Below are 20,591 nucleotides of genomic sequence, written 5' to 3'. Positions count from 1 at the left end.
CAGCCATCGGAGGACTGGTCGATCGTCCAAGGTCCTCGTCCAGTCCGCAATACCTCGTTCACGGACTGGACCTTTACGCGGCAGTAGCAAGCGCCGCGGCGGAGGGCATGTCGCGGTAGAGAACGGCCCGCTCGACGGCGCTCCACGTCGTGCTCGTGACCACGTACAGGGCGGCCGCGAGCGGCACGAAGCCCACCGTGAACAGCGTCATGAACGACATCAGCGGCATGATCTTCGTCATCGAGGCCATCGCGCCCGCCCCCGGCGCCTGCGGCCCGTCCGCGGCGGCCGGCAGCACCGGCTGGGCGGCCATCTGACGCTTCGTACGGCCGTAGTTGAAGCTCGCCACCGCCGCGACGATCGCGAACAGGACCAGATAGACGACGCCCTGCGCGCCGAAGAGCCCGCCGTCCGCGAGCGCGTCCTTGAAGCGCCCGCCCAGCGGCGCGGCGCCGAGGGTGTGGCCGAGCAGCGCGTTGGGCTCGCCGCCGATGCTGCCGTTCGAGAACAGGTGGTAGAGCAGGAAGAAGGCGGGGAGCTGGAAGAGGCTCGGCAGGCAGCCGGACAGCGGCGAGACCTTCTCCTCCTTGTGCAGCTCCATGATCGCCTCCTGGAGCTTCTCGGGGCTCTTCTTGTGCTTCTTGCGCAGCTCGGCGATGCGCGGCTGGAGCTTGGCGCGCTGGCGCTGCCCGCGGGCCGAGGCCCGGGACAGGGGGTGGACGAGAAGGCGTACGAACGCGGTGAACAGGACGATCGCCGCCGCGGTCGCCGAGGCGTGGAAGATCGGGTCGAGCAGGTCGGCGATGTGCTCGACCAGGCTGGCGAAGACAGACATGAACGTCGACATGGGTGAGCCCTCCGGGGGTCCCGTCGTGCCGGAATCGGAAGACCGCCGGGAAAGGCGGCCGATCGGCGTGACGGCCCGTACGGGGACTGCGGGTGGAGCGGGTCCCCTACGCGGCCGTCAGGAGGAGACGGCCGGGTGCTCGGGGGCGGCTGCGCCCGCGGGCGTCGGGATCGCGCTGCGGCAGGAACGCGGTGCGTTGCTCACGGTCGCGCATCGTGGTGCGGACCCGGGTGCGGGGCACGGCGGGGGCGCTGCGCGCGGCGAGCAGGGAGCAGACGGCGAGTGCGGAGCTCGCGGCGGCGGTCGCGGCGAGCGCGACGGCGGCGGTGAGGCTGCCGGTGTCGACGAGAACGGTCTCCACGAGGAGGAACAGCAGCAGGGCGGCGGGCCGCAGGGCCGTGCCCAAGGTGCGCGTCATGTCCGGCGTCCCTCCTTCCCGCTGCTCGGTCCCGTCCACGTGTTGTGGCGTTCTGCCCGTTATACAGGATGGGCCCGGATCGGATGAAGGGGCGGCTTTCTGGCCTCCCGCTCACGAGGGCCGCACCCGCTCGCTCACCGGGACCGCGTCCACCCGCTCATCGGGACCGCACCCACTCACTCGTCGCGACCACGTCCACCCGCTCACCGGGGCCGCATCGACCGCAGCTTCCCCCACACCGCGAGGCGGTACTTGGACGTGTACTCGGGCGTGCAGGTGGTGAGCGTGATGTAGTACCCCGGCTCGCTGTACCCGGCGCCCCGTACGACCGTGCTGCGCGGCACGCCCGCGATGACGCCGCCGTCGCGGGCGGAGGTCTGCGCGAGGGTCTTGTCGACGACGTACGTGTACTCGGCCCCGCGCGTACGCACCTGGACCTCGTCGCCCTTGCGCAGCCGGTTGATGTACCGGAAGGGCTCCCCGTGGGTGTTGCGGTGCCCGGCGAGCGCGAAGTTCCCGGCGCGGCCGGGCTGGGCGGTGGCGGGGTAGTGCCCGACGTAGCCCTTGTTGAGGACGTTCTGCTTCCCGACGCCCTCGGCGACGGGGACGGTGAGGCCGAGGCGGGGGATGGTGAGGACGGCGTAGGCCTGGTCCCAGTGAGGCGCTTCGCGGGTGGTGGACGTGGAGTCGGCGGATGTCCGGCCTCCGGACCCGCTACCGGCCCCCTCGCCGCCCGCCGAACGATCCGGGGTGTCGCCACCCGCCGGATCAGAGGCACTGTCCTGGCCTCCGTCGCCCGGCCCGTCCCCGGGGGTAGCCGCCCACTCCCGCTCCAGCGCCCGCACCTTGCGCTCGGCGCCGGCCCGGGCCTCGCGGTTGGTCCACCAGAGCTGATGGACGACGAGAAGGAGAAGGACGACCCCGAGGGTGACGGTGATCTCGGCGCCGGTCCACAGGGTGCGGCGCAGGGCCGAGGGGCGTGGCCCCTGCGGGCGGCTCCGGGACGAGGGGCGCAGCCCCTGCCGGCGGCCCAGGGACGAGGGGCGGCGACCGAACGCACGGCGTCCCGCGCGCTGGGCCCAGGGCCGTCGCCCGGACGCCCGGAGTCCCGCGCGCGGCCCCTGCCGCACGACGACAGGCCGCCGCTCCCGCTCCCGCCGCCACTCCCGCATCCGCTCCCGCACGGCCGCAAGATAGGCCCTGCCTCCGTAACTCACCAGTGAACTGACCGGCCGAGTACCGCGGGGGCCGGGCGGCCGAGTACCGCTGGGGCCCGGCGGCCGCCAGGCCCCGCCCCCGACCGCCGACGGGCCCGCCCTTAAGCTCGCGCCCCATGGGTCCCCTCTGGCTTCTCGCGCTGATCCCCTTCGTCGCAGGCCTCGTCCTGTCCACGACGCAGGTGCTGCAACTCATCACCGAGACGCTCCGGCGCAGCACCGGCACGGTGGTCGACGCGACGGTGACGGGCCATGTCGCGTCGAACGAGGCGTCGTACGCGGCCCTGCACCCGGTGGTCAGCTGGACGGCGCCCGACGGCACGGCGCACGAACAGGCGCTGCCCGACGAGGTGGGCCCCCACGCACTCCCGGAGGGCCGGCGCGTACGCGTGCGCTTCGACCCGGCGCACCCCGGTCTCGCGGCCCTGGAGACCGACGGCCGCTACCGCTCGTGCGTGGCCTGGCTCTGGGTGGGAACGGTGCTGTGGGCGGGCACGCTGGCCGTGGTGGTCGGGCGCATGGCGTATGTGTTGAACGAAAGCAACGGCTACGCGTGAACGAGAGCGACGGCTGCGCGAGCCTGTGGTGACCTGGCGCCGGTGACGGTGGTCGGCAGTACGGTGTCCCCCATGCGCCCCGACACGCCTGCTACGCCCGCCGAGCCTGTAGACCCTGTCAACCACATCGCCGAAGCCGAGCGCCTGGAGCGCATCGCCGGCCTGTACCCGGAGGACTCCGAGCAGCTGCTCCTCCAGGCCGCGGCGCACTACGAACTGGCGGATGCCCGCCAACGCGCGGCCTCGCTGTACGACGGCCTCATTGCCGGACCGCCGTCCGAGCTGGAGCAGCCACATCTGGTGAAGGCCCTGATGGCCGCGAACCTGTGGGAGTACGGCCACGAGGCGGAGGCCCGCGCGATCATCACGGGTATCCGGACGGCGGCCCCGAAGGACCCGGCCGCGTATGTGATCGTGGCGGAGGCCCTGGAGTCGCACGACGAGCTGGAAGCGGCGCACGAGTCCTTCACGGAGGCCCTGACGCTGCTCCTGCCGGAGGCGGAGCGCACGAACCCGCCCTACGAGACACACCCGCTCCTGCTGGGCCGCCACCGCGTACGCCGCCTGATCGGCTCGGAGCACGACGCGTGGGACGCGCTCGCCGACCGCGTCCACAAGTCCGACGTACCCCTGGACGAACTCCACGACCCGAGCCGGACGTGGGCGCTCGGCTCGGACAACCCGGCGGAGCTGAGGGCCGAAATCCTGCGCCTGCGAGCGGAGTTGGGCTCCTACCGCCAGGCGCTGTCCCGCCCGTTCCCGGTGGCGGTACTGCACTGGCCGTCGACGGAGCTGACGGAACTCCTGACCGGGTACCCGACCCTCTCGGCCGAATACCCGTCCCACGAAGAGCACTTGTCGACCATAGAGTCCTCCCTCCGCGAACTGGCGGCCTCCGGCACACCGAACCTCGGCATCGTCGCGGGCACGGTCCCGTCCTACGAGGCGTTCGCGGCATCGGAGTCCTCGTCCCCCACAGACGCGTCGCTGCTACCGCAGTACGCCACGACACTGGCGGCCCGAGGCCGAGCAATTCCGTGGCCCCCGGTGCGGGGGGCGGAGTGCTGGTGCGGGTCGGGGCGGGGGTATGGGGAGTGTCATGGGGTGAACTAGCCGTCGCCTGCGTACGGATTCCAGGGGCACCCCTCCACGGGCCCACGGATCTCTGAAGGATGGTCATCGTGCGCCCCTATCGGCACTACAGCCCGTGGGCGGATCCTGTGGGCGGAGCGAGGTGGCGTTGCGTCCGTTCGGCATGGGGTTGAGGTCCGGGGAGCCAGGTGGCGCGGCGGGGACAGATGACCGTCCCTTCTAGCCAGCATCTTCGGGCAGTAGCGTGGAACTGCAGACTGAAACCCCCATGAGCACGCATAACTGGTACGCCTCAGGAGTCAGCAGATGAACGACTCGCAGTCCTGGACCCCACCAGACGGCTCCTGGGCGTCATCAGCCGGCAGGCGCCGCAATATGCAGGCGATCCGGAGCAGGGACACCAAACCTGAACGACTGGTCAGAAAACTTGTACACGCCAAGGGACTGCGGTACCGGGTGGCGGCAAGACCACTGCCAGACTTTCGCCGTACGGCGGACATGGTCTTTCGCCCGGCGAAGGTCGCGGTGTTCATCGATGGGTGCTATTGGCACGGCTGCCCCGAGCACTACGTGGCTCCGAAGACCAATACGGGCTATTGGTCCGAAAAGGTCGCGCGCAACATGGCCCGTGACCGGGATACCGACCAGCATCTCGCTGAAGCCGGATGGCTAGCGTTGAGGTTCTGGGAGCACACCCCCGCCGACGAGTGCGCCTCCGCGATTATACGGACAGTCGCGGAACGACGGGCCATGGAAGCGGGCCAGGACACTTCAAACTGACTCCATGCCCGCATCGCTGTGCATGGGCGTGTAGTTGTGCGTGCCCAAAGCAATGCCTGGAGCAGACCGAAACGCCAGGTCATGCCCGCAGACGGTCAGGTTCGCCTACGATATCTCTGCACGAATCGCCATGCGCCAATGGCAGCTTGGGCGATTGGCGCAGATCCAGGGGCAGCGGACGGGACCGTACGTCCGCTCGTAGGCGGTGGGGGGCACCAACGCGTGTCAGTGGAACGAACGACCAGAGACATCCGGACGCTCATCGGGCAGATCGCAGACGGTGAGATCATGCTGCCTGAGATCCAGCGCGGGTACGTCTGGAAGGCAACGCAGATCGCGCGACTGGTCGAGTCTCTCTACCGCGGCTACCCCACCGGCTCCCTGCTCCTGTGGAAAACCGCCGACGTCGCTGAGACCCGTGCGGCAGCAATCAGTACAGGCCAAGGCCTCCCAAGCGTGATGCCGCTCTACCTGCTCGACGGCCAGCAACGTCTCACTTCGCTGTACCGCGTACTCACCGATGACCCTTCGGCCCAGGTCGTGTTCAATATCGAAACCGAGGCGTTCCAGAACCAGAGTGCTGCCACCCGCCGCAACAAGAAGTGGGTCAAGGTCTTCGACGTTGTCGGTCCAGATTCTGACACCTTCGCCATCCAAGCTGACCTGCGGACCGCGGGTTTGTCGGTCGACGGCCCGGAGATCGGTCGACGTCTCAACGCACTCGAGAAGATCACGGAGCGTGATTTCCACATGGAGGTCCTGCATGACTTCTCGTACGAGGAGGTCACGCAGATCTTCGTACGCGTCAATAGCGGTGGGCGCCCCCTCAAGACGACCGATCTCGCTATGGCGACGCTGTCTGCACGCTCGCCGGGCTTCCTCGGTCAGCTTGAGGAAGAGTCTGCTCTCTGGGCACAACGTGGTTACCGCGGCATTGACGTCAACTTCCTCATCAAGGCCATCACGCTCAGCCTGTCCATCTCAGGCAAGCGCACGTCATCCGTGTCAAAACTGACGACGGCCAGCCGAGAAGCAGTCGCGGAAGGATGGGAGCGCGTCCGCCGCGGCCTGGAGCGCGTGGTCCCCCGGCTGAAGGACGAACTACTCGTTCCCTCTACGGCCCTTGTCCCGTCCATCAGCGCACTGCATCCACTCATCGTGTTTTACGGCCGCCTTCCCGCAGGCGCTCACCTCGATCGACAGGTCGAAGACGGGCTGCTGTATTGGTTCATGGCTGCCACAGCCCGCAACAGGTACGGCGGCGCTACAGACAGCACCCTCACTCAGGACGTCAACGCCCTCGACTCGCCTGACCCGGTCCGTGCCTTGCTCGCCAACCTCCGTATCGACGAGAGCGGAATCGCGGTCACCGCGCGCGATCTCGATGGACGCAACATCCAGAGCCCGTATCTCCTGTTCTCCTATCTTGCCGCTGCGCACGCAGGAGCGCGTGATTGGTGGGACGGGGGTTCCATCTCAGCAACGGCCACAGGATCGGACAAACCGCAGTACAGCAACCTCCACCCCGCAATGAAGCTGCGGAACCACAAGAACAACTACTCGGCCTCCGAGATCAACGAACTGGCGAACATTGTCTTCGTCTCAGAGAACACGGCCAAGAACCTAATCGGAAACCGCTCCCCGGCCACATACGTCCAGAGCATTCCAGCTAGCGACTTGGCTGCGCACGCAGTGCCAGACGATCCGAAGGCTCTAGAGGCTGACGGCTACCGCGAGTTCCTGGCGGCCCGACGGACACTGCTGGCAGCACGCATCACAGCACTCCTCGACCGGTACAAGCCAGCCTTCTTGGCAGGCAATGGCGCGCAGCCTGCGGACGAGCCGCAGCGGTCCCTTGCACTGGCCGCATATTCCGTGAGCGGGCGCGCGACGCTGGTCGCGCAAGCCAGAGTTGGGTCGAAGAGCTGGACGGGGATCATCAATGTCTCTGAGCTGGATGCCGCGCTCGATGCCGCGGCAAGCGGACTCGACAGCGACGTCACCGTCAGCGGGGAAGTTGTCCCAATGCGTGTCGACGAAGATGACATTGCCCTCCCTGTCGGCCCCTTCCTAGTCCATGGCGACGTAGACAAGTGGCGCGTGACGCTCAAAGAGGCCTTCGAAGACGCCCTCGACTCCAAGGAGTTCCCTGGAGTGCTGGATACGCAATGGGAGGCAGACGTGGAAGGGTTTCTGCTCGTAGACGCGGAGTTGCAAAGTGACTGACCCTGTTGGGCACCTGTCGTACAGCCCGGATGCCGCTCAGGCACACCCGGGCCTCGGCGACGAGATTCAACCCGGCCACTCCACGGCGCCGGTCAGAATTGGCGAGACGTCAGGAACGATCAGAGACCGGATTGCAGGAATGCCCGCTTCCAGAACAATCGATGGGACGTCAAGACGGCAGGACTCCCAACGGCCGTATGGTCCCCCATCGGTGGGCACCTGGGTCACAATCCAGTCAGATGACACTGTGGCAATCGCGCATATCCGCGAGGTGTCACTCAACCGAACCACAACAAGTCGCCACCTAGGGTCTCGGCGCATGGTCTCGTACTCGTTGCGCGACAGATAGACCGAGAGACGGCCTCGACGGACAGTGGACTTGGCCTCTATATGGAGTGAATCGCTGCCGGCCTCAACGGCAATGTCATACCCGTACCCGTCAGATGTGGCGGCTACGTGCTCGACACTTGCGTTCGTCTCAGCCGCGAGCAGTTCGACCAGTGCGAGTTCGCCTGCTGCACCGATCCGCTCCCGCTCCGCCGTATCGACCTTGCCCCATGCCGTTTGCAGCTCGGCGTACGCCTCATCCGCTCCGAGGCCAAAGGCCGAAGCAGCGCGGAGAGCGTCCTCAGGGAGTTCGTCCGGCCCTCTCACTAGTACGTCTGCGTCCACGAACCAGGGAACTCCGCTCTGCGCAACAGCGCAGGCAAATACCCTGCGTTGCGCCGGCATTCGGCTATGCAGATCATCCAGCAATCCCACGACACTGAGCCACGCGTATGCAGCCTCGTACTGGGTCGGGGTGATGTCGCTGAAATCGCTGTGCGCCGTGAAAAGGGCGCGGCACCGGGCAGTGCTGGAAGGCGGGAGACGCTCCAGCCACCGTACGGCGGCACGCAGAACCGGATCAGGCGGTACGGGCACGGAAGTAACCCATCAGTGCCTGAAGGTCACGCTGATCCAAACCGCCTCCAACGGCTGGCTCCTCATCCAGGTCAGCCAGCTCCTGGACCAGGGGATCATCGAGGATTCGCCCCATGAACTGGAGCTTGTCGCCCAGCCGTTGCTCCACCACCTCGTCGATGGTGCCCTCGGAGGCGAGCACGGTGACCCGGGTCTCCGTCTCCGGCGCGAGTCCGAGGCGGTGAATCCGGTCCAGGCTCTGGAGGAAGCGACCAGCTGCAAAGTCCCTGTCCACGTAGACCGCATCGTGGCAATGGTGGTGCAGGCTGATGCCTTCGCCGAGAGTGGCGGGGTTAGACAGCATCACCATGCAGTCCGGGTCGTTGCGGAACCGCTCAATCTCCGCAGCCCTATCCTCCGTGCCACCGTGGACCTTGGCGGGTGCGAATTCGCCGAGAACGCGCTCAAGAGTGTTCAGGCTGCGGATGAATGTCGACCAAACGAGGGTCTTACGGCCCTTCGAAGCGTTCTCGTCAACGATCGCTAGGACTTCTCTGTACTTCGGCGATAGCTCATAACTGGGCAAGTCCCGCATTAGTTCAAAAAGCGGAGTTCCCTCGGGCACAGGCAAAGGAGGCACGCGGTATGCCAGCGGCTCGTGCCTCGTGGTGCCGACAGAGAGCAGAGCAGGGCTGGTCGCAGCCATAAGCATGTAGACGATGATCTTCCCGAGTGCCTGGAAATCGCCTTCCGAGCCTGTCGCCCGCACGGAGAAGCGCCCGACCAGCGCCTCGTAAATCTCACGATGCAAAGGCGGCATCGATACGGAACGCAGACTTGTTGTCACTGCGGGCAGACCCAGTTCTCCCTTTGTGGTGCGGGTGAACAGTGGCCGTAGAACCCCGCTGGCTTTGACAAGGTCACCTCCGGCTACCGCCTGAGTGACCTTCTGACGGCCATGCCCCGGCCAGACAAAACCGAAGAGGTTCTCGAGGTCCTTGACGCCGTTGGGAGCGGGGGTTCCCGTCAGGATCAACCGATGGCGTGCCCTCGGGCCAAGCGCTAGGCAGGCGGCGCCATACGTGCCGTCGGCGCCGAGTTTCATACGGTGAGCCTCATCAAGCAGCAGCAGCGAGGGCCGGGCGGAAAGCCAGTGACCAAGTTCCTCAACAGCGCCGGCGAGGCGCTCGTAGTTCAAGATCAGCACATCGGCGGTCGGGTCACTGTCGCGTGAGTACACGTCCGTACGTAGCGATTCACCCAGACAATGCTGGCTCTCGAACTGCCAGGACTCGTAGCAGGATTTCGGCCCGACAATCAACAGCCTCTCAATGGCGTTAGTGGTCCGCAGAGCCTGGAACACGGCAAGGCCGACCCGGGTCTTGCCTGCGCCTGGGACCGAAAAATTCGCGCCATGCCGCAATGAGAGCAGCTTAGCGATGTCACGGCGTTGGAATGGGGTGAGGTCAGCCGTCCACTCCTGTCCAAGGAGGTCGTCAACGTCATCCGGGTTCACTTCGCCCACAGAGGGTGCGACCTGGTCGAGGCGCTGAGCGACGGTCTGAGCGTCAACCGCAGAGTCCGTGGCCAGCGCCGCCAGTTGTGGATCCCAGGAAACGCTGCCCTGCTCTGGCCATGCTGTAAGAGCCACCAGATTAGTCAGCAGGTCGTCGATCTCAACATCTATCGTCCCTGGTGAGCGCTGGACGCTGCTGCGGAACCGCAGGGCGAGACGTCGCAGGTCGTGCTCGTTCCCCCGCCGGGCGCGGAGCCGCGCCAGCGTCACGCCATCACCAAAGCTGATAGCCAGGCTCGGCTCAGCCCCAGCCATCAGCTCTCCCGTGCCGTGTTCAGCAGCCACTCAACACCATCGCCGGGCGAGGTGAAGGTGCGCCCGGCCTGCTTGGCGAGCCGCGTGAGGCTGGATCGGAGGGTCAACAGAGCGTCGTCAAAGGCGTCTTCGTCGAGCGCATGCTTGGCCTTGGCGTCAGCGAATTCGACTGCGCACTGGTTCACGTAGTCCGCGGCGTCGGTCAGGCGCTCAGGAACAGCTACCTGGCGTTTCTGAAGCTGCGCGTTCTGACCAGCCAACTTGACCGCCGTGTCGAAGGTCTTTCGCGCCGTCTTGATCAGCTGGTCCGCGATGGCCGTTGCTGCCAGCCTGTCTCTGTCCAGAGAGGCATTGGCGTCCTGGGACACAGCCCTGGCCTGAAGCAGCGCATCCGTGAGAGCGCGGGTGGTCTTCACGGCACTGGTTGCATCCGGGACAGCAACTCCGGGCAGTCCGGGAATCGCTACGGCCGCAGATTCTTGAGGCGTCGGACGAAGCTCAGGAGGAAGCCGTTCGTCCAAATAGCGCGCGTGGAAGTCAGCCTCGGCGAGGCGGACTGATGTCTTCGAATAGTTAAGTACCACCATCGCCAGGCGCGACTCCTTGAGCTGCTCCGCGGCATCCGGGTCGGTCTTGGCAAGGTTGGAGTAGTCGCGGTGCAGCTCTCGAAGCTTCTCCTGCTGCTCTTCGAAGTCGACCAACCGCAGTGCTGTGCCGCGTTCGTTGGTGCTCCGATCTATAGCGTCCTTGATCAACTGATACACCCAGCGGTCCTGCTGGAGCGTGGTCTTCTTAATGTTGAAGTCCCGGGCTACATCCTCTTCGCGCCGCCCGTCAGACAGCTCGTCCTCGATCGCGATCAGACGGTTGATGTAGGAGTAGTCCCGGCGCTTGTCACGTCGCAGCTGCAGGGCCAGTTCCACGCTATTGATGTCGCGCCTGGAAGTGTCAGCTGGAAGGACCCCAACCCGGATATTCTTCTCCCCTAGCTCCCGCAGCGCTGCACACCTGGTGTTCCCGTCGACGAGGATGCCATCGGGGCTGATGATCCCCGGCTCCCGCTGTCCATCAAGGTCAAGCTCGTCCATCAACGATGTGAAGTCGGGATCGACCTGGCTCGGGTTCGAAGGCCTGCGCATGAGGAGATACTTCAGATAGTTCTGCGCATCCTCGCTCCACGGCTCCTCTTCGAGGATCCGGTTACGCTCCGGATCCAGGGTTTTCTGTGCGCGGATGCGATGCGTGTCCGGGTTGAAGTACAGCATGTCGACAGGTATGACGATCACGTGGAGATGCTTCTGCTCGCCGCGCCAGTCCACCGTGATCTTGGCGCCGTTCTCCTCCACTGCCTGGCGTACTCGCTCCCCCACCAGCGAGCGGATCTTGTCGCCCTCGGGCGGGACGCCGAACTTCGTAGCCACAGCCAGAACCTCCGGTGCATCAAACGGACTTCACTGTCCTCGATGATGTCAGGTCTCGCTGACAACAGGGGCGCTGGTGACCCAGAATCGACGCCTTGGCACTCAACGAGATCGGAGCACAACGTGTCTCTGCCTGCCTGGGACGACCCAGACATCAAAGCGGGCACGATGGTCAGGGGAGCCCTCTGGCTGATCCAGGTAGTTGGCGAGGGAAACACATTCACCAAGGAGGAGGTCCGAGCGGCCTTCCCTGGCATCTCTCAGGCCGACCGTCGCATCCGCGACCTCCGGGACTTTGGCTGGGTGGTGCGGACGAACTCTGAGGATGCGACACTGCTAGCCGAAGATCAGCGTTTCATCAAGTCAGGCGTTCCCGTCTGGGATCCCGCTGCCAGACGGGAGGCGGCACCACAGAAAGCAGTCACCGCCAAGGAACGCCAAGCCGTGATGGCTCGCGACGACTTCATGTGCACCGTATGCGGCATTTCCGGCGGAGAGCCGTACCTCGACGATGCCACCCGCACCGCTGTCCTGTCCGTCACGCGCCGCGAGTCGGTCCTTCCGGATGGCCGCGAGGAGACCCTCCTCGTAACTGAGTGCAAGCGCTGCCAGGCAGGCTCGGCTGGCGCGCCCGCCCGAGCCGACGAGGCAATAGCCGCGGTCAAGGCACTCGATCCCGCGGAGCAGCGACGCCTCGCCTACTGGATCGCACGCGGCCGACGGGGTTCTACCGAACTGGACCGAGCGTGGAATACCTACCGTCGGCTTCCCCCTGACGCGCGCGACGAATTGCGATCGGTTCTCGGCGATTGAACCGCTGTCGAGGACAGGCAGTAGGGAGGCGTTCGAGGAGGTGGTGAGCATCGTCAGAGGGGCCGCGTAAACTTCACCATCCTGTCCGGCTCGCCGCCGCGGCCGCCCCTCGCGCGACCGAAGACTGCGGCTATCGTGCTGCCACGGTCTCGGCGTGCAGTCGGTGCTGGAGATGACTACAGGGCCCGAGCATCATTGCTCGCGCCCTGCGCTGGCAAGTCCGGCGCGCTTTGAAAGGGAGAGCAGATGCCGGCACCACAGCAGCAGAGTGAGCGGCTTGATGTCGTCGAAATCTGCGCCGGCGCTGGCGGCCAGTCCTTGGGTCTGGAACGCGCTGGCTTTCGCCACCGTCTGGCTGTCGAACTCGACGCGAACGCTGCGTACACCCTGCAACAGAACTTGCCAGATGGTGGGCAGGTTGTACGGGTCGGAGATGTGGCTGACCCCAAAGTCTGGAATCCCGACGAATTCAGCAAGGATCTAGCCCTTCTAGCTGGTGGAGTTCCTTGCCCTCCATTCAGCATCGCTGGCAAGCAACTCGGCGCCACGGACGAGCGCGACCTCTTCGCCTGGGCCATCGAACTCTGCGGCCGGATGCGCCCGAAGGCCCTCCTGCTGGAGAACGTACGGGGGCTGAGCGCCAACCGTTTCTCCGGCTACCGCCAACGCGTCCTCGATCAGCTGCACGAGTACGGGTACGTGGGCGAGTGGAAGCTCCTCCATGCCAATGACTTTGGCGTAGCTCAGCTGCGCCCACGCTTCGTCCTTGTGGCGCTCCAGCCCGAGTATGCCCAGCATTTCACCTGGCCAGAGCCACAGGAGCCAGACGATCACCTCACTGTCGGCGAGGTTCTCAAAGATCTGATGGGCGCTGGAGGCTGGCCCAAGGCGAAGCTTGAAGAATGGGTTGCCAATGCCTCCGGCATCGCACCGACGATCGTCGGCGGTTCCAAGAAGCACGGCGGTGCGGACCTCGGGCCTACTCGCGCAAAACGTGCTTGGGCTCAGCTCGGGGTCGATGCCATGGGCGTCGCGGACGAGGCGCCGGACTCAAGCTGGGAGCCCTTGAACGGGGCTCCTGGGCCGAAGCTCACGACCGCCATGGTCGCCCGGATCCAGGGCTGGCACGGCAAGGAGTTCTCTGACTGGGAATTCCATGGCCGCAAGACCACGGTCTATCGCCAGATCGGCAACGCCTTTCCCCCGCCGGTGGCCAAGGCTCTCGGCGATTCCATCAAGAATGCGCTCCTCAAGGTTGGCGAACCGCACACCCTCCTAGAGTCGACCTCCACGGTCCAGGACCCGGTCTACAAGCTCCTTCGAGACAACACCAGGGCCCTCACCGTGGACCAGATCATCGCGAAGCTCGGAAAGACCGGCACGGTCATGGACCAGTCCGACATCGAACGTCATCTCAACCACCTGAGCCACGACTTCGAGTTGGAGATGACGATACGGGCAACAGGTGCGATCGCTTACAGCCTGGGCGAGTTCAAGGCGTTCACCGGCCAGGATGACCACCAGCGCCACGACCTCTTCACTCAACACCGCACCAGAATCAGCTAGTTCGGCGTCTTGGCCACGGGCGTGAGTGGCAGGCCCATCGCGCTGCCTGCCACTCAACCAGGATGGGGTTACGCAGCCTCCGCCTCGAAGTGGATCTGCGCCTGGTCCAACATCTCGTCAGGGTCCCCGCCCTGGGCTGAGAGCCAATGCAGGAGGTCCGCGATGACGTCCGAGGCCGACTGCCTCAGCTCCGCATACGTAGGCACGACCGATGAGCACACGCCGGCCGCCCGCCGGTGCTCGTCCAGGACCATGGCGGCCCTCTGTACCCGCAGGCAGTGACGTGCCGGCTCCAAGGAGATGTCACACCACACAGCCTTGCCGGTGTCGGTGAGCAGTGTGCCCCACTCCAGGCTCGTCTGCGCAAGGAGATGCAGACCCCGGCCGCACTCCGAGCTCACGTGGCCTGCATGCAAAGAGGGCACGCTATGACTCTTGTCGTGGACTTCCACCCGCAGGCGACCATCTCTCGGCTCCATGACAAGGGTTGCGGCGGCACCCTCACCGACATGCTTGATGACGTTGGTCGCCAGTTCCGTCACGGCTAGCCCAGCTTCGTCGGCTACTGCCGACGCACCCCACTGCTTCAGAGCGCGGTGAACCATGTTGCGTAAAAGCGGCACCTCCGCCGGCGTCGCTTCAAACGGCAGGACACATCGCAGCCGGCTCTGACTCTCTTCGCGGAAAGACATGAGGCAGTTCCTTCCTCCCGTGCCACGCCTGTGCTGCGCCCGCCGCATCCAATCGACTGCACTGCGTAGCGATCCGTCACCGAGCATGACACAGAGAAGTCTCACCATGTAACTTCTCACGGGAACCCATCGAGTGAATCCGTTAGCACTCCAACTTCCGTGTTGCCTAGCCTGGTTGAGATCTCCGGGCAGGCGCCCGGCGCAAGCGGGGAGGAAGCGCATGCCCGACCGGACCACCACACGCCGTCGACAGCTCGGCGCCACAATGCGCAAGCTGCGCGCCCGCAAGGGACTGACACTTGAAGAGGCCGGGAAGCTCGTCGGAGTGTCCAAGGCGACTGTCAGCCGGTATGAGACCCAATCCGGGCCAGTCAAGTGGCTTGTTGTGGATGCCCTCTGCCGGGAGTACGGGTCTACCGAGGCCGAGCGCAGAGCTGTCGTCGGTCTCGCCAAGGACGCCAAGCAGCAAGGCTGGTGGAGTTCCTTCGCTGACTCAATCCCCGAGAGCATGAACCTGCTGCTCACGCTCGAAGACGACGCTGTACGTGAGGATCACTTCTCCTGCGTCTACGTTCCGGGGCTTCTGCAGACCCGCAGTTACAGCACCGCGCTACAACAAGCCAACGAAGTGTGTCTTGCGCCGGATGAGATCGAGCGGCTCGTGGATATCCGTATGAAGCGGCAGGAGATCCTGACCAGGCCGAAGCCACCACGGTTGTGGGCGATCCTCGACGAGTCAGTGATCCGTCGCGTCGTCGGCTCACCCGCGATCATGAGGGAACAGCTCGACCGTCTCCTCGAAGCAAACCACTCACCGCATGTGACGCTCCAGGTCCTGCCGTTCTCCAAGGGCGCTCACTGCGCCGCTCTCGGAAGCTTCGTCACCATCGGAGGCCCAGAGCCCGCGCTCGATGTCGTCTACGTCGACTTCCACGCCGGCTCGCTCTTCCTGGAGAAGGAGGAAGAGCTAGACCGCTACAGACTTGCGTTCGACTACCTGCGCGCACAAGCGTTGGACATGGAAGCCTCCTCATCCATGATTCACCGCGTCAGTAAGGAGTTGTAATGCCTGAATCGCACCGGCCGACGGCCAACTACAAGTGGTTCAAGTCGTCGTACAGCGGCGGAAACACCACTGAGTGCGTGGAGGCCGCCTTCGTCCCAGCTGGGGTCCTCATACGGGACTCCAAGTGCCCGGAGGGCCCGCACCTGGAGGTATCAGCACAGGCCTGGGCCGGGTTCCTCGGCACCCCGCCGCACATACGGCCCGCCTAGCTGCCGCGAGCGTGCGGACTGTCCGGCCGCGGTCGGCCTCCTGCCGCCCGCCCAGTCTCCGTCAAGGCTGGTCGTACCAAGTGAACGAAGCGATGCGCCAGCCATCCGGCGTGCGGACGAATTGGATGGACTTCGTGCCGCCGCCCTCGAACGGCTCGCCGTTCATGACGCCTGACTTGCGGTACTCGCCGAAGCGCGCTGCGATGTCGCCCGCGATCTCGGTCCGTTCGGTCGTCTCCCACTCGGAGAACTCGACCAGCCGGCCGTCCGACAGGAGCTTGCGGCGCGGCTCGATGAACTCGTCCACCGTGTAGGCCGTGGTCGCCGGGCCCGTGCTCACGATCAGCGCGCCCGGGATCGTGAGGCGGCGGATCCGGTCGACGTCCGCCTCGCTGCCACCCCTGTTGTCGAACGCGCCGAAGAATTCCGCCGTGATCGCGTCTATCTCGGTCTTGGTGGTCGAGTTGGTTGTGTGGGTGACCGTGGTGGTGTTGGTGGTGTTCGGCATGGCCGGGAACGTAGCACCCTGGCCTTCGACCGCGAATCGTCCCATTGGACGGTTTTCAATTCTCTTGTGCTGAGCCGGTCTTGGGGTACCTGTGCCAGTGGCGCGTGATCGGGACGTTGGCGGCCCCTACTCGCCGCCCCGCCCCCGCCCCTCCCCGTAATCCGCCACGAAGCCTCCCCCGCCCACCTGCTCCGCCACCCGTGCCAGCCAGCCCGACGGGGAATACGGGGTCTCCGGGTCGACCTCCATGCCCAGTTCCGTGAGCGCCAGCGCGTAGTCCGACTCGTCCAGGGGCAGCGCCAGCAACTCGTGGAGTTCTCCCGCGAGACGCGCCATCAGCTGTGCGTCCGTTGTGGAGATGTAGTCCGTGGTCGCCGCGTCGTGGTCGGCGAACTCGTCCGGCATGTCCTGGGAGAACCAGCCGCCGAGGAACTGGGCCGCCTCCGGGAAACGGGCGCGCCATTCCCAGTGGGTCAACGGGGCTGAAGGGGGCGGGACTTCGCCTTCCTCGATGCTGTGCTTGATGTGGTCGGCGAGGAGGCTCAGCCACTCCTGAATGTCGCCTTCGGGCACGCCGACATCGGGGACCGAGTAGAACTCGCCCAGGCGCAGGCGCACTCGGCCCGGAGGGTTGCGGGAGTACTCACGCAGCTGCGTCTCGGCGGTCGCCAGCGCCCAGGGGCGGGTGTGCCAGGTGTGGCGCAGGTAGGCCGTGAGGGCGGTGCTCGGCTTGTCCTCGGTGTCGTCGGCGGTCTGGCCGGCGTAGGCGCGCATCACCTGGTCCAGCTCGCCGTAGCGTCGGTCGTGTTCGAGGGGTTTCATGGGCACGGCTGCGGCGTCCTCTGCGGGGTGATACGGGTGGCTACAGGTAGACCGGGAACGTGGCGTGCACGACGAAGCCGTGCGGGCTCGCGTCGTCCCGCTTGAGGATCACGCGTGCGGCCCGTACGTCGACGGGGTCGCGGCCCGCCAGCATCATCGCCTGGAGCAGTACCCGGCCGACCGGGTCCGGGCGGGACGGCCACGCGGCCTCGATGGCGAGGCGGGAGCGGGTCGACTGCGCGAGCCAGCGGTGGATGAGCTGTTCGTTGGCCGTGACCACTTGCTGAGTGGCCCATTGGGCGGTCTCGCGGTCGGGATAGGTGGCGGAGCGGTTGGGTTGCGGCATGGGGCGGCCTCAGTGCGCTTCGAGAAGGTGGGTGGATGCCAGGCGCAGGATCTCCCGCAGGACCGGGGGCGTGGCCCACGGCACGACCGACAGAAGTGACGCGGAGGAAGCGGCGTCCGTTTCGAGCAGCAGGGCCGCGTGCAGCTCTGCGATCAAGGGCGGGACACGCTCCGCGCAGCCGTCCGGATGCTCGCTCGCCACCCCGTCGCGAACTCCCTCGTCAAAGGCGTCGTATTCGTCGGATTCAACCCACCACGAGAAGTCCCTCAAGGCCGCGAATCTGAGTTCGGCCTCCCACGGGGACAGGGGCAGATCGTCAAAGCGGGGGATGCCTTCTCGCTGCAGTTCACGCAGCGTCGCAGCCGTTTCCCTCAGGAATTCCAGCCGGTCCTGTACCCCCGCCGCGGCTTTCAGACGTTGGGCGAATCCGACGGGGAGGGACGCGTCCGCCGATCGCTCCAGTTCCCCGGCGATGAGGTCGAGCAGGGCGGTCAGGGTGGCACTCGGCATGGCCCAGCTCACGGCGGCGCTGCTGTCCAGCGTGCGGTTGATACGCGCGAGCTCGTCCCCGGGCGGTGTGGCCGGTGTGTGCTCTCGCGCCGCGACGAGTACGTCGAGGAGCCTCGCCACGACACCGTTGTTGTAAACGGCGCCGGTATGGATGGTCACAGTGCTGGTCATTCCTCTCCGCTCGCGGGCTCAGGACCTTCCGCTCAGGCGGTCGGCATGGATGTGAGCACGATAAAGGGTGGCTCAAGACCCCTCTTGTACCGGAGGACCACGTTCACCCCATGGGTATCGGCGCCCTTCGCCGCGAGACCGTCATTGTCGTAACTGCCGCGGGTGACGGTCCGTCCCGTCACCTCGGTGAAGGGCTTGTCGAGAGTGAGCGTCGATCTCTCGTTCGCGGTCGGTGCCCTCTCCAGCCGGTCGAGCCAGCGCTCGATCTTCCCCGCGTTGTCGATGTCGTCCAGGGTGTCCTGCGTGAAGCGCTGGGCGGACGCCATGCTCGTGAACGACGAAGCCGCCTCCGGCCGCACGGATCCGTCCGGGCGGACGAGCTGCTGATCGCGGAGCCTCTGGGCGAGCTGCTCGTCCGTCTTGCCCACGTGCTTGTCCACGCTGTGCCCGCCGTAGAGGCCCTCGGCATTCGCCAGGTCGATGGCGTAGAAGTGGTTCTTCTCGTCGTCGTCCTTGGTGTACTTGTGCTCCTGCTTGAAGTCGTTCAGCGAGCGGGCGCCGAAGGATTCCGCACGGGCCTCTTCCGCCGCATACGTCGGAGCGCTTCGGTGCGCCTCGTCCAACGCCTCCATCAGCGCGTCGAGTTGGGGCACCAGCGCGTTCACGCGACGGTTGTACTCCTCCACGACACGGTTGATCGCGGCCGTGTCGATGTTGAGGGTGATCTCGATGCTCAGTTCCGCGCCGCCCTTGGCGAGTCCCTTCAGGAAACGGCCTACGCCCTTCGCGCCCTCCTTGAGGTCCTTGAGGTCGACGCCGTCACTGAGGTCGATGTCGCCGACGGCCTTCTTGACCGCGTCGAAGTAGATGTCCCAGACCTCGCCGTTCACGTACACCGCCGCCTCGGCGAACTCGCGCAGCAAGTCGCTGATCTTCATCGCGGTGTCGAAGAGGACGGTCATGACCGGGTGGCTCGGCTTCTGGTTGGCGGCCGAGTCGTGCTTCCACTCGTAGTTCGCCGTCGTCTTGCCCCAGGCCGTGCTGCCCCACAGGGAGCTGCAGAACTGGCGCATGGCGTCGTGCCATTCGCTGTTGCTCTGCTGGGTGATGCCGTACATCTGGCCCGTCAGGTTGCCCTCGGCCCAGGACAGCGCCTTCGTCATGTCCGCCCATGACTGCGACAGCGAGTTGAGGTAGTGCTGCTGCGGATACGGGTAGACCTCGGCGACCTTGCCCCAGCGGAAGGCGTGTTCGAGCATCGGGCGGATGACGTGCCAGACGACGTCCGGGATGCACTCCAGGAGCGAGCGGATGAAGTCGTCCCCGCCGTCGTCGTCGCCCCACTTCAGGTCGGGGACCGAGCCGTAGTCCGGGGTCTTGTCGATGACGACGGGCGGGGGCTGCGTCTGGGGCTTGGTCTTGCCCGAGGCGTCGTTGGCGGCCTCCGCCTTGGAGTAGTTGTTCGCGGTGGTGGCGAAGCCGACCGCGGCGCCTCCGATACTGACGACGGCCTTGGCCCACACCTCCAGGTAGCGGTTGCCGGCCTTGAGGTAGGAGGCGGCGAATGCCTGCGCGGCAGTGCCGTAGCCGCCCGCGTCGGGGTACTCCTTCAGCTCCTTGATCAGGTTCTTGGCGGCCTTGTCGAACGGCGTCTGCTCGCCCGCGAACCCGCCCGCGACCTGGTGCAGGGTGGACGGCTTGACGTCGATGGTGCCGCTGCTCGGCGTCGGCGTCCCCATCAGGCCGCGCCCCAGCCGCGCAGGACCGCCCGGTGCGCCGCCGCGTAGTTGATGTGGCCGGTCGTCACGATCTCGTGCAGCCATTTCTGGGCCGCCTGGAGATCCTGCGCGGAGCGGTCCCATTCGTCGAGCTTGTCGACGAACATCTCGCGGGCCTCGCCCTGCCAGGACAGGACGACGGGCTCGACGCGCTCGTAGAGGTCGTCGAGCCGCCCGTTGAGCTGTTTGAGGATGTCCTCGAGCTCCACCGCGAGGTGGTGGAGGGTGGTGAAGGTGACCGATATGTGGTCGTCGGCGTCGCTGGGCGGCACGGATCCCCCTTGTCGCTGTGCGCGTCTGCGGCTACGAGTCATGGCTGCGGCTGCATCTGCGTACGGGCTTGCCGTCTACGGCTGCGTACGGATGCGGCGGCGATCGGTGAACGTGGAATGACCGGGTGGAGCGGCCGGATCAGAAACTGTCCAGGCCGCTGCGCGGCCGTGAAGGCGGCGCGGGCGGCTCGACGTTCGGCGTGGACAGCTTGTCCGCCTCGCCCGCCACGTCGACGTTGACCTGGATGCGGCGGAACTGGTCGAGCTTGTCCAGTTCGAGTTGCGTGAAGCCGTCGCGGCTCATGCGGACCGCCTGCTCCAGGACCTTCATCACCTCGCGGATCCGTACGGCGTCCTCGGCCGCCGCCCGGTGAAATCCCCGGTACGCCGTCGACGCCGGGCCGCTCCAGCCCGCCTCGATGCTGTCGACGATCGTGTCCATGCGCTTCACCTGCTGGTCCAGGTGGTCCTGCATACCGTCCAGGTCGTCCGCGAGCTTGGTCAGCTTCTCCGGCGGAACCCGTAGATCTTTCGGATCGCCCATCA

22 protein-coding genes are annotated in these 20,591 nt (G+C 66.0%); 8 read left to right on the top strand and 14 right to left on the bottom strand.

Annotation, left to right across the window (positions count from 1 at the left end):
- Positions 1 to 73 precede the first annotated feature (73 nt).
- From ACZ67T_RS25150 to ACZ67T_RS25140, 3 genes are all read right to left on the bottom strand, one after another.
- The gene (locus tag ACZ67T_RS25150; protein ID WP_469987042.1) at positions 74 to 847 is read right to left on the bottom strand and encodes a YidC/Oxa1 family membrane protein insertase; all 774 of its coding nucleotides are present in this window, start codon (positions 845 to 847) and stop codon (positions 74 to 76) included.
- A gap of 106 nt (positions 848 to 953) precedes the next feature.
- The gene (locus ACZ67T_RS25145; protein WP_469987040.1) at positions 954 to 1,265 is read right to left on the bottom strand and encodes a DUF6412 domain-containing protein; all 312 of its coding nucleotides are present in this window, start codon (positions 1,263 to 1,265) and stop codon (positions 954 to 956) included.
- Between the two features lie 203 nt (positions 1,266 to 1,468).
- A complete protein-coding gene (locus ACZ67T_RS25140) occupies positions 1,469 to 2,449 on the bottom strand; it encodes a class E sortase (protein WP_469987038.1) in 981 nt (326 codons plus the stop codon).
- Between the two features lie 149 nt (positions 2,450 to 2,598).
- Here ACZ67T_RS25140 and ACZ67T_RS25135 point away from each other — a divergent pair, with 149 nt between their 5' ends.
- The 4 genes from ACZ67T_RS25135 (at position 2,599) to ACZ67T_RS25120 (ending at position 7,137) form a co-directional block, all read left to right on the top strand.
- Positions 2,599 to 3,039 (top strand): DUF3592 domain-containing protein, encoded by a 441-nt coding sequence (locus ACZ67T_RS25135; RefSeq protein WP_469987036.1) that lies wholly within the window; start codon positions 2,599 to 2,601, stop codon positions 3,037 to 3,039.
- 72 nt (positions 3,040 to 3,111) lie between these two features.
- The gene (locus tag ACZ67T_RS25130) at positions 3,112 to 4,152 is read left to right on the top strand and encodes an SEC-C metal-binding domain-containing protein (RefSeq protein WP_469987034.1); all 1,041 of its coding nucleotides are present in this window, start codon (positions 3,112 to 3,114) and stop codon (positions 4,150 to 4,152) included.
- 285 nt (positions 4,153 to 4,437) lie between these two features.
- Entirely contained in the window at positions 4,438 to 4,911 is a 474-nt protein-coding gene (locus ACZ67T_RS25125; protein ID WP_469987032.1) for a very short patch repair endonuclease, read from the top strand.
- An 81-nt stretch (positions 4,912 to 4,992) separates the two neighbouring features.
- Entirely contained in the window at positions 4,993 to 7,137 is a 2,145-nt protein-coding gene (locus ACZ67T_RS25120) for a GmrSD restriction endonuclease domain-containing protein (RefSeq protein ID WP_469987030.1), read from the top strand.
- 66 nt (positions 7,138 to 7,203) lie between these two features.
- Here ACZ67T_RS25120 and ACZ67T_RS25115 read toward each other — a convergent pair whose 3' ends face one another.
- The 3 genes from ACZ67T_RS25115 to ACZ67T_RS25105 form a co-directional block, all read right to left on the bottom strand.
- Complete coding sequence (locus ACZ67T_RS25115; protein ID WP_469987028.1) at positions 7,204 to 7,809, bottom strand: protein NO VEIN domain-containing protein; 606 nt, start codon at positions 7,807 to 7,809, stop codon at positions 7,204 to 7,206.
- A gap of 235 nt (positions 7,810 to 8,044) precedes the next feature.
- On the bottom strand, positions 8,045 to 9,871 hold the full coding sequence (locus ACZ67T_RS25110; RefSeq protein WP_469987274.1) for a DEAD/DEAH box helicase: 1,827 nt from the start codon (positions 9,869 to 9,871) through the stop codon (positions 8,045 to 8,047).
- Positions 9,871 to 11,292, bottom strand: coding sequence for a transcriptional regulator (locus ACZ67T_RS25105; protein WP_469987026.1), 1,422 nt, complete (start codon positions 11,290 to 11,292; stop codon positions 9,871 to 9,873). The genes ACZ67T_RS25110 and ACZ67T_RS25105 overlap by 1 nt, the downstream gene beginning before the upstream one ends.
- 123 nt (positions 11,293 to 11,415) lie before the next feature.
- On the opposite strand from ACZ67T_RS25105, the gene ACZ67T_RS25100 reads away from it, so the two are divergent.
- Positions 11,416 to 12,105, top strand: coding sequence for a hypothetical protein (locus tag ACZ67T_RS25100; protein ID WP_469987025.1), 690 nt, complete (start codon positions 11,416 to 11,418; stop codon positions 12,103 to 12,105).
- Between the two features lie 246 nt (positions 12,106 to 12,351).
- A complete protein-coding gene (locus tag ACZ67T_RS25095) occupies positions 12,352 to 13,671 on the top strand; it encodes a DNA cytosine methyltransferase (protein WP_469987023.1) in 1,320 nt (439 codons plus the stop codon).
- Positions 13,672 to 13,739: 68 nt separating this feature from the next.
- On the opposite strand, the gene ACZ67T_RS25090 is transcribed toward ACZ67T_RS25095, so the two are convergent.
- Positions 13,740 to 14,363 carry an ATP-binding protein gene (locus tag ACZ67T_RS25090; RefSeq protein ID WP_469987021.1) on the bottom strand — a complete coding sequence of 208 codons (624 nt, stop codon included), beginning with the start codon at positions 14,361 to 14,363 and terminating at the stop codon, positions 13,740 to 13,742.
- Between the two features lie 220 nt (positions 14,364 to 14,583).
- Between ACZ67T_RS25090 and ACZ67T_RS25085 the strand changes: the two genes are divergently transcribed.
- Positions 14,584 to 15,429, top strand: coding sequence for a helix-turn-helix domain-containing protein (locus ACZ67T_RS25085; RefSeq protein WP_469987019.1), 846 nt, complete (start codon positions 14,584 to 14,586; stop codon positions 15,427 to 15,429).
- Positions 15,429 to 15,638, top strand: coding sequence for a DUF397 domain-containing protein (locus ACZ67T_RS25080; protein ID WP_469987018.1), 210 nt, complete (start codon positions 15,429 to 15,431; stop codon positions 15,636 to 15,638). The genes ACZ67T_RS25085 and ACZ67T_RS25080 overlap by 1 nt, the downstream gene beginning before the upstream one ends.
- Positions 15,639 to 15,699: 61 nt before the next feature.
- On the opposite strand, the gene ACZ67T_RS25075 is transcribed toward ACZ67T_RS25080, so the two are convergent.
- The 7 genes from ACZ67T_RS25075 to ACZ67T_RS25045 all read right to left on the bottom strand — a co-directional run bounded on the left by ACZ67T_RS25075 (position 15,700) and on the right by ACZ67T_RS25045 (position 20,589).
- Entirely contained in the window at positions 15,700 to 16,146 is a 447-nt protein-coding gene (locus tag ACZ67T_RS25075; protein WP_469987017.1) for a nuclear transport factor 2 family protein, read from the bottom strand.
- Between the two features lie 126 nt (positions 16,147 to 16,272).
- Positions 16,273 to 16,974, bottom strand: a complete 702-nt coding sequence (locus ACZ67T_RS25070) for a contact-dependent growth inhibition system immunity protein (protein WP_469987016.1) — start codon at positions 16,972 to 16,974, stop codon at positions 16,273 to 16,275.
- Positions 16,975 to 17,008: 34 nt separating this feature from the next.
- Entirely contained in the window at positions 17,009 to 17,314 is a 306-nt protein-coding gene (locus ACZ67T_RS25065) for an RNase A-like domain-containing protein (RefSeq protein ID WP_469987015.1), read from the bottom strand.
- Between the two features lie 9 nt (positions 17,315 to 17,323).
- Complete coding sequence (locus tag ACZ67T_RS25060; protein WP_469987014.1) at positions 17,324 to 17,995, bottom strand: hypothetical protein; 672 nt, start codon at positions 17,993 to 17,995, stop codon at positions 17,324 to 17,326.
- 32 nt (positions 17,996 to 18,027) lie between these two features.
- The gene (locus ACZ67T_RS25055; protein ID WP_469987013.1) at positions 18,028 to 19,734 is read right to left on the bottom strand and encodes an RNase A-like domain-containing protein; all 1,707 of its coding nucleotides are present in this window, start codon (positions 19,732 to 19,734) and stop codon (positions 18,028 to 18,030) included.
- Complete coding sequence (locus ACZ67T_RS25050) at positions 19,734 to 20,087, bottom strand: WXG100 family type VII secretion target (protein ID WP_469987012.1); 354 nt, start codon at positions 20,085 to 20,087, stop codon at positions 19,734 to 19,736. Before ACZ67T_RS25050 ends, ACZ67T_RS25055 begins: the two co-directional genes overlap by 1 nt.
- A gap of 97 nt (positions 20,088 to 20,184) precedes the next feature.
- Positions 20,185 to 20,589 carry a WXG100 family type VII secretion target gene (locus ACZ67T_RS25045; protein WP_469987010.1) on the bottom strand — a complete coding sequence of 135 codons (405 nt, stop codon included), beginning with the start codon at positions 20,587 to 20,589 and terminating at the stop codon, positions 20,185 to 20,187.
- Between the last annotated feature and the right edge of the window lie 2 nt (positions 20,590 to 20,591).

Source organism: Streptomyces sp. NPDC107517, assembly GCF_055582645.1.
This window is presented reverse-complemented; position numbering and strand designations above follow the sequence as displayed.

Excerpts from the sequence above, each read along its gene's own strand:
- ACZ67T_RS25120 (WP_469987030.1), top strand. The coding sequence starts at position 4,993 with ATGCCCGCAGACGGTCAGGTTCGCCTACGATATCTCTGCACGAATCGC.
- ACZ67T_RS25045 (WP_469987010.1), bottom strand. The coding sequence starts at position 20,589 with ATGGGCGATCCGAAAGATCTACGGGTTCCGCCGGAGAAGCTGACCAAG.
- ACZ67T_RS25075 (WP_469987017.1), bottom strand. The coding sequence starts at position 16,146 with ATGCCGAACACCACCAACACCACCACGGTCACCCACACAACCAACTCG.
- ACZ67T_RS25110 (WP_469987274.1), bottom strand. The coding sequence starts at position 9,871 with ATGGCTGGGGCTGAGCCGAGCCTGGCTATCAGCTTTGGTGATGGCGTG.
- ACZ67T_RS25065 (WP_469987015.1), bottom strand. The coding sequence starts at position 17,314 with ATGCCGCAACCCAACCGCTCCGCCACCTATCCCGACCGCGAGACCGCC.
- ACZ67T_RS25090 (WP_469987021.1), bottom strand. The coding sequence starts at position 14,363 with ATGTCTTTCCGCGAAGAGAGTCAGAGCCGGCTGCGATGTGTCCTGCCG.
- ACZ67T_RS25080 (WP_469987018.1), top strand. The coding sequence starts at position 15,429 with ATGCCTGAATCGCACCGGCCGACGGCCAACTACAAGTGGTTCAAGTCG.
- ACZ67T_RS25135 (WP_469987036.1), top strand. The coding sequence starts at position 2,599 with ATGGGTCCCCTCTGGCTTCTCGCGCTGATCCCCTTCGTCGCAGGCCTC.
- ACZ67T_RS25050 (WP_469987012.1), bottom strand. The coding sequence starts at position 20,087 with ATGACTCGTAGCCGCAGACGCGCACAGCGACAAGGGGGATCCGTGCCG.
- ACZ67T_RS25085 (WP_469987019.1), top strand. The coding sequence starts at position 14,584 with ATGCCCGACCGGACCACCACACGCCGTCGACAGCTCGGCGCCACAATG.
- ACZ67T_RS25125 (WP_469987032.1), top strand. The coding sequence starts at position 4,438 with ATGAACGACTCGCAGTCCTGGACCCCACCAGACGGCTCCTGGGCGTCA.
- ACZ67T_RS25150 (WP_469987042.1), bottom strand. The coding sequence starts at position 847 with ATGTCGACGTTCATGTCTGTCTTCGCCAGCCTGGTCGAGCACATCGCC.
- ACZ67T_RS25095 (WP_469987023.1), top strand. The coding sequence starts at position 12,352 with ATGCCGGCACCACAGCAGCAGAGTGAGCGGCTTGATGTCGTCGAAATC.
- ACZ67T_RS25145 (WP_469987040.1), bottom strand. The coding sequence starts at position 1,265 with ATGACGCGCACCTTGGGCACGGCCCTGCGGCCCGCCGCCCTGCTGCTG.
- ACZ67T_RS25060 (WP_469987014.1), bottom strand. The coding sequence starts at position 17,995 with ATGACCAGCACTGTGACCATCCATACCGGCGCCGTTTACAACAACGGT.
- ACZ67T_RS25055 (WP_469987013.1), bottom strand. The coding sequence starts at position 19,734 with ATGGGGACGCCGACGCCGAGCAGCGGCACCATCGACGTCAAGCCGTCC.
- ACZ67T_RS25130 (WP_469987034.1), top strand. The coding sequence starts at position 3,112 with ATGCGCCCCGACACGCCTGCTACGCCCGCCGAGCCTGTAGACCCTGTC.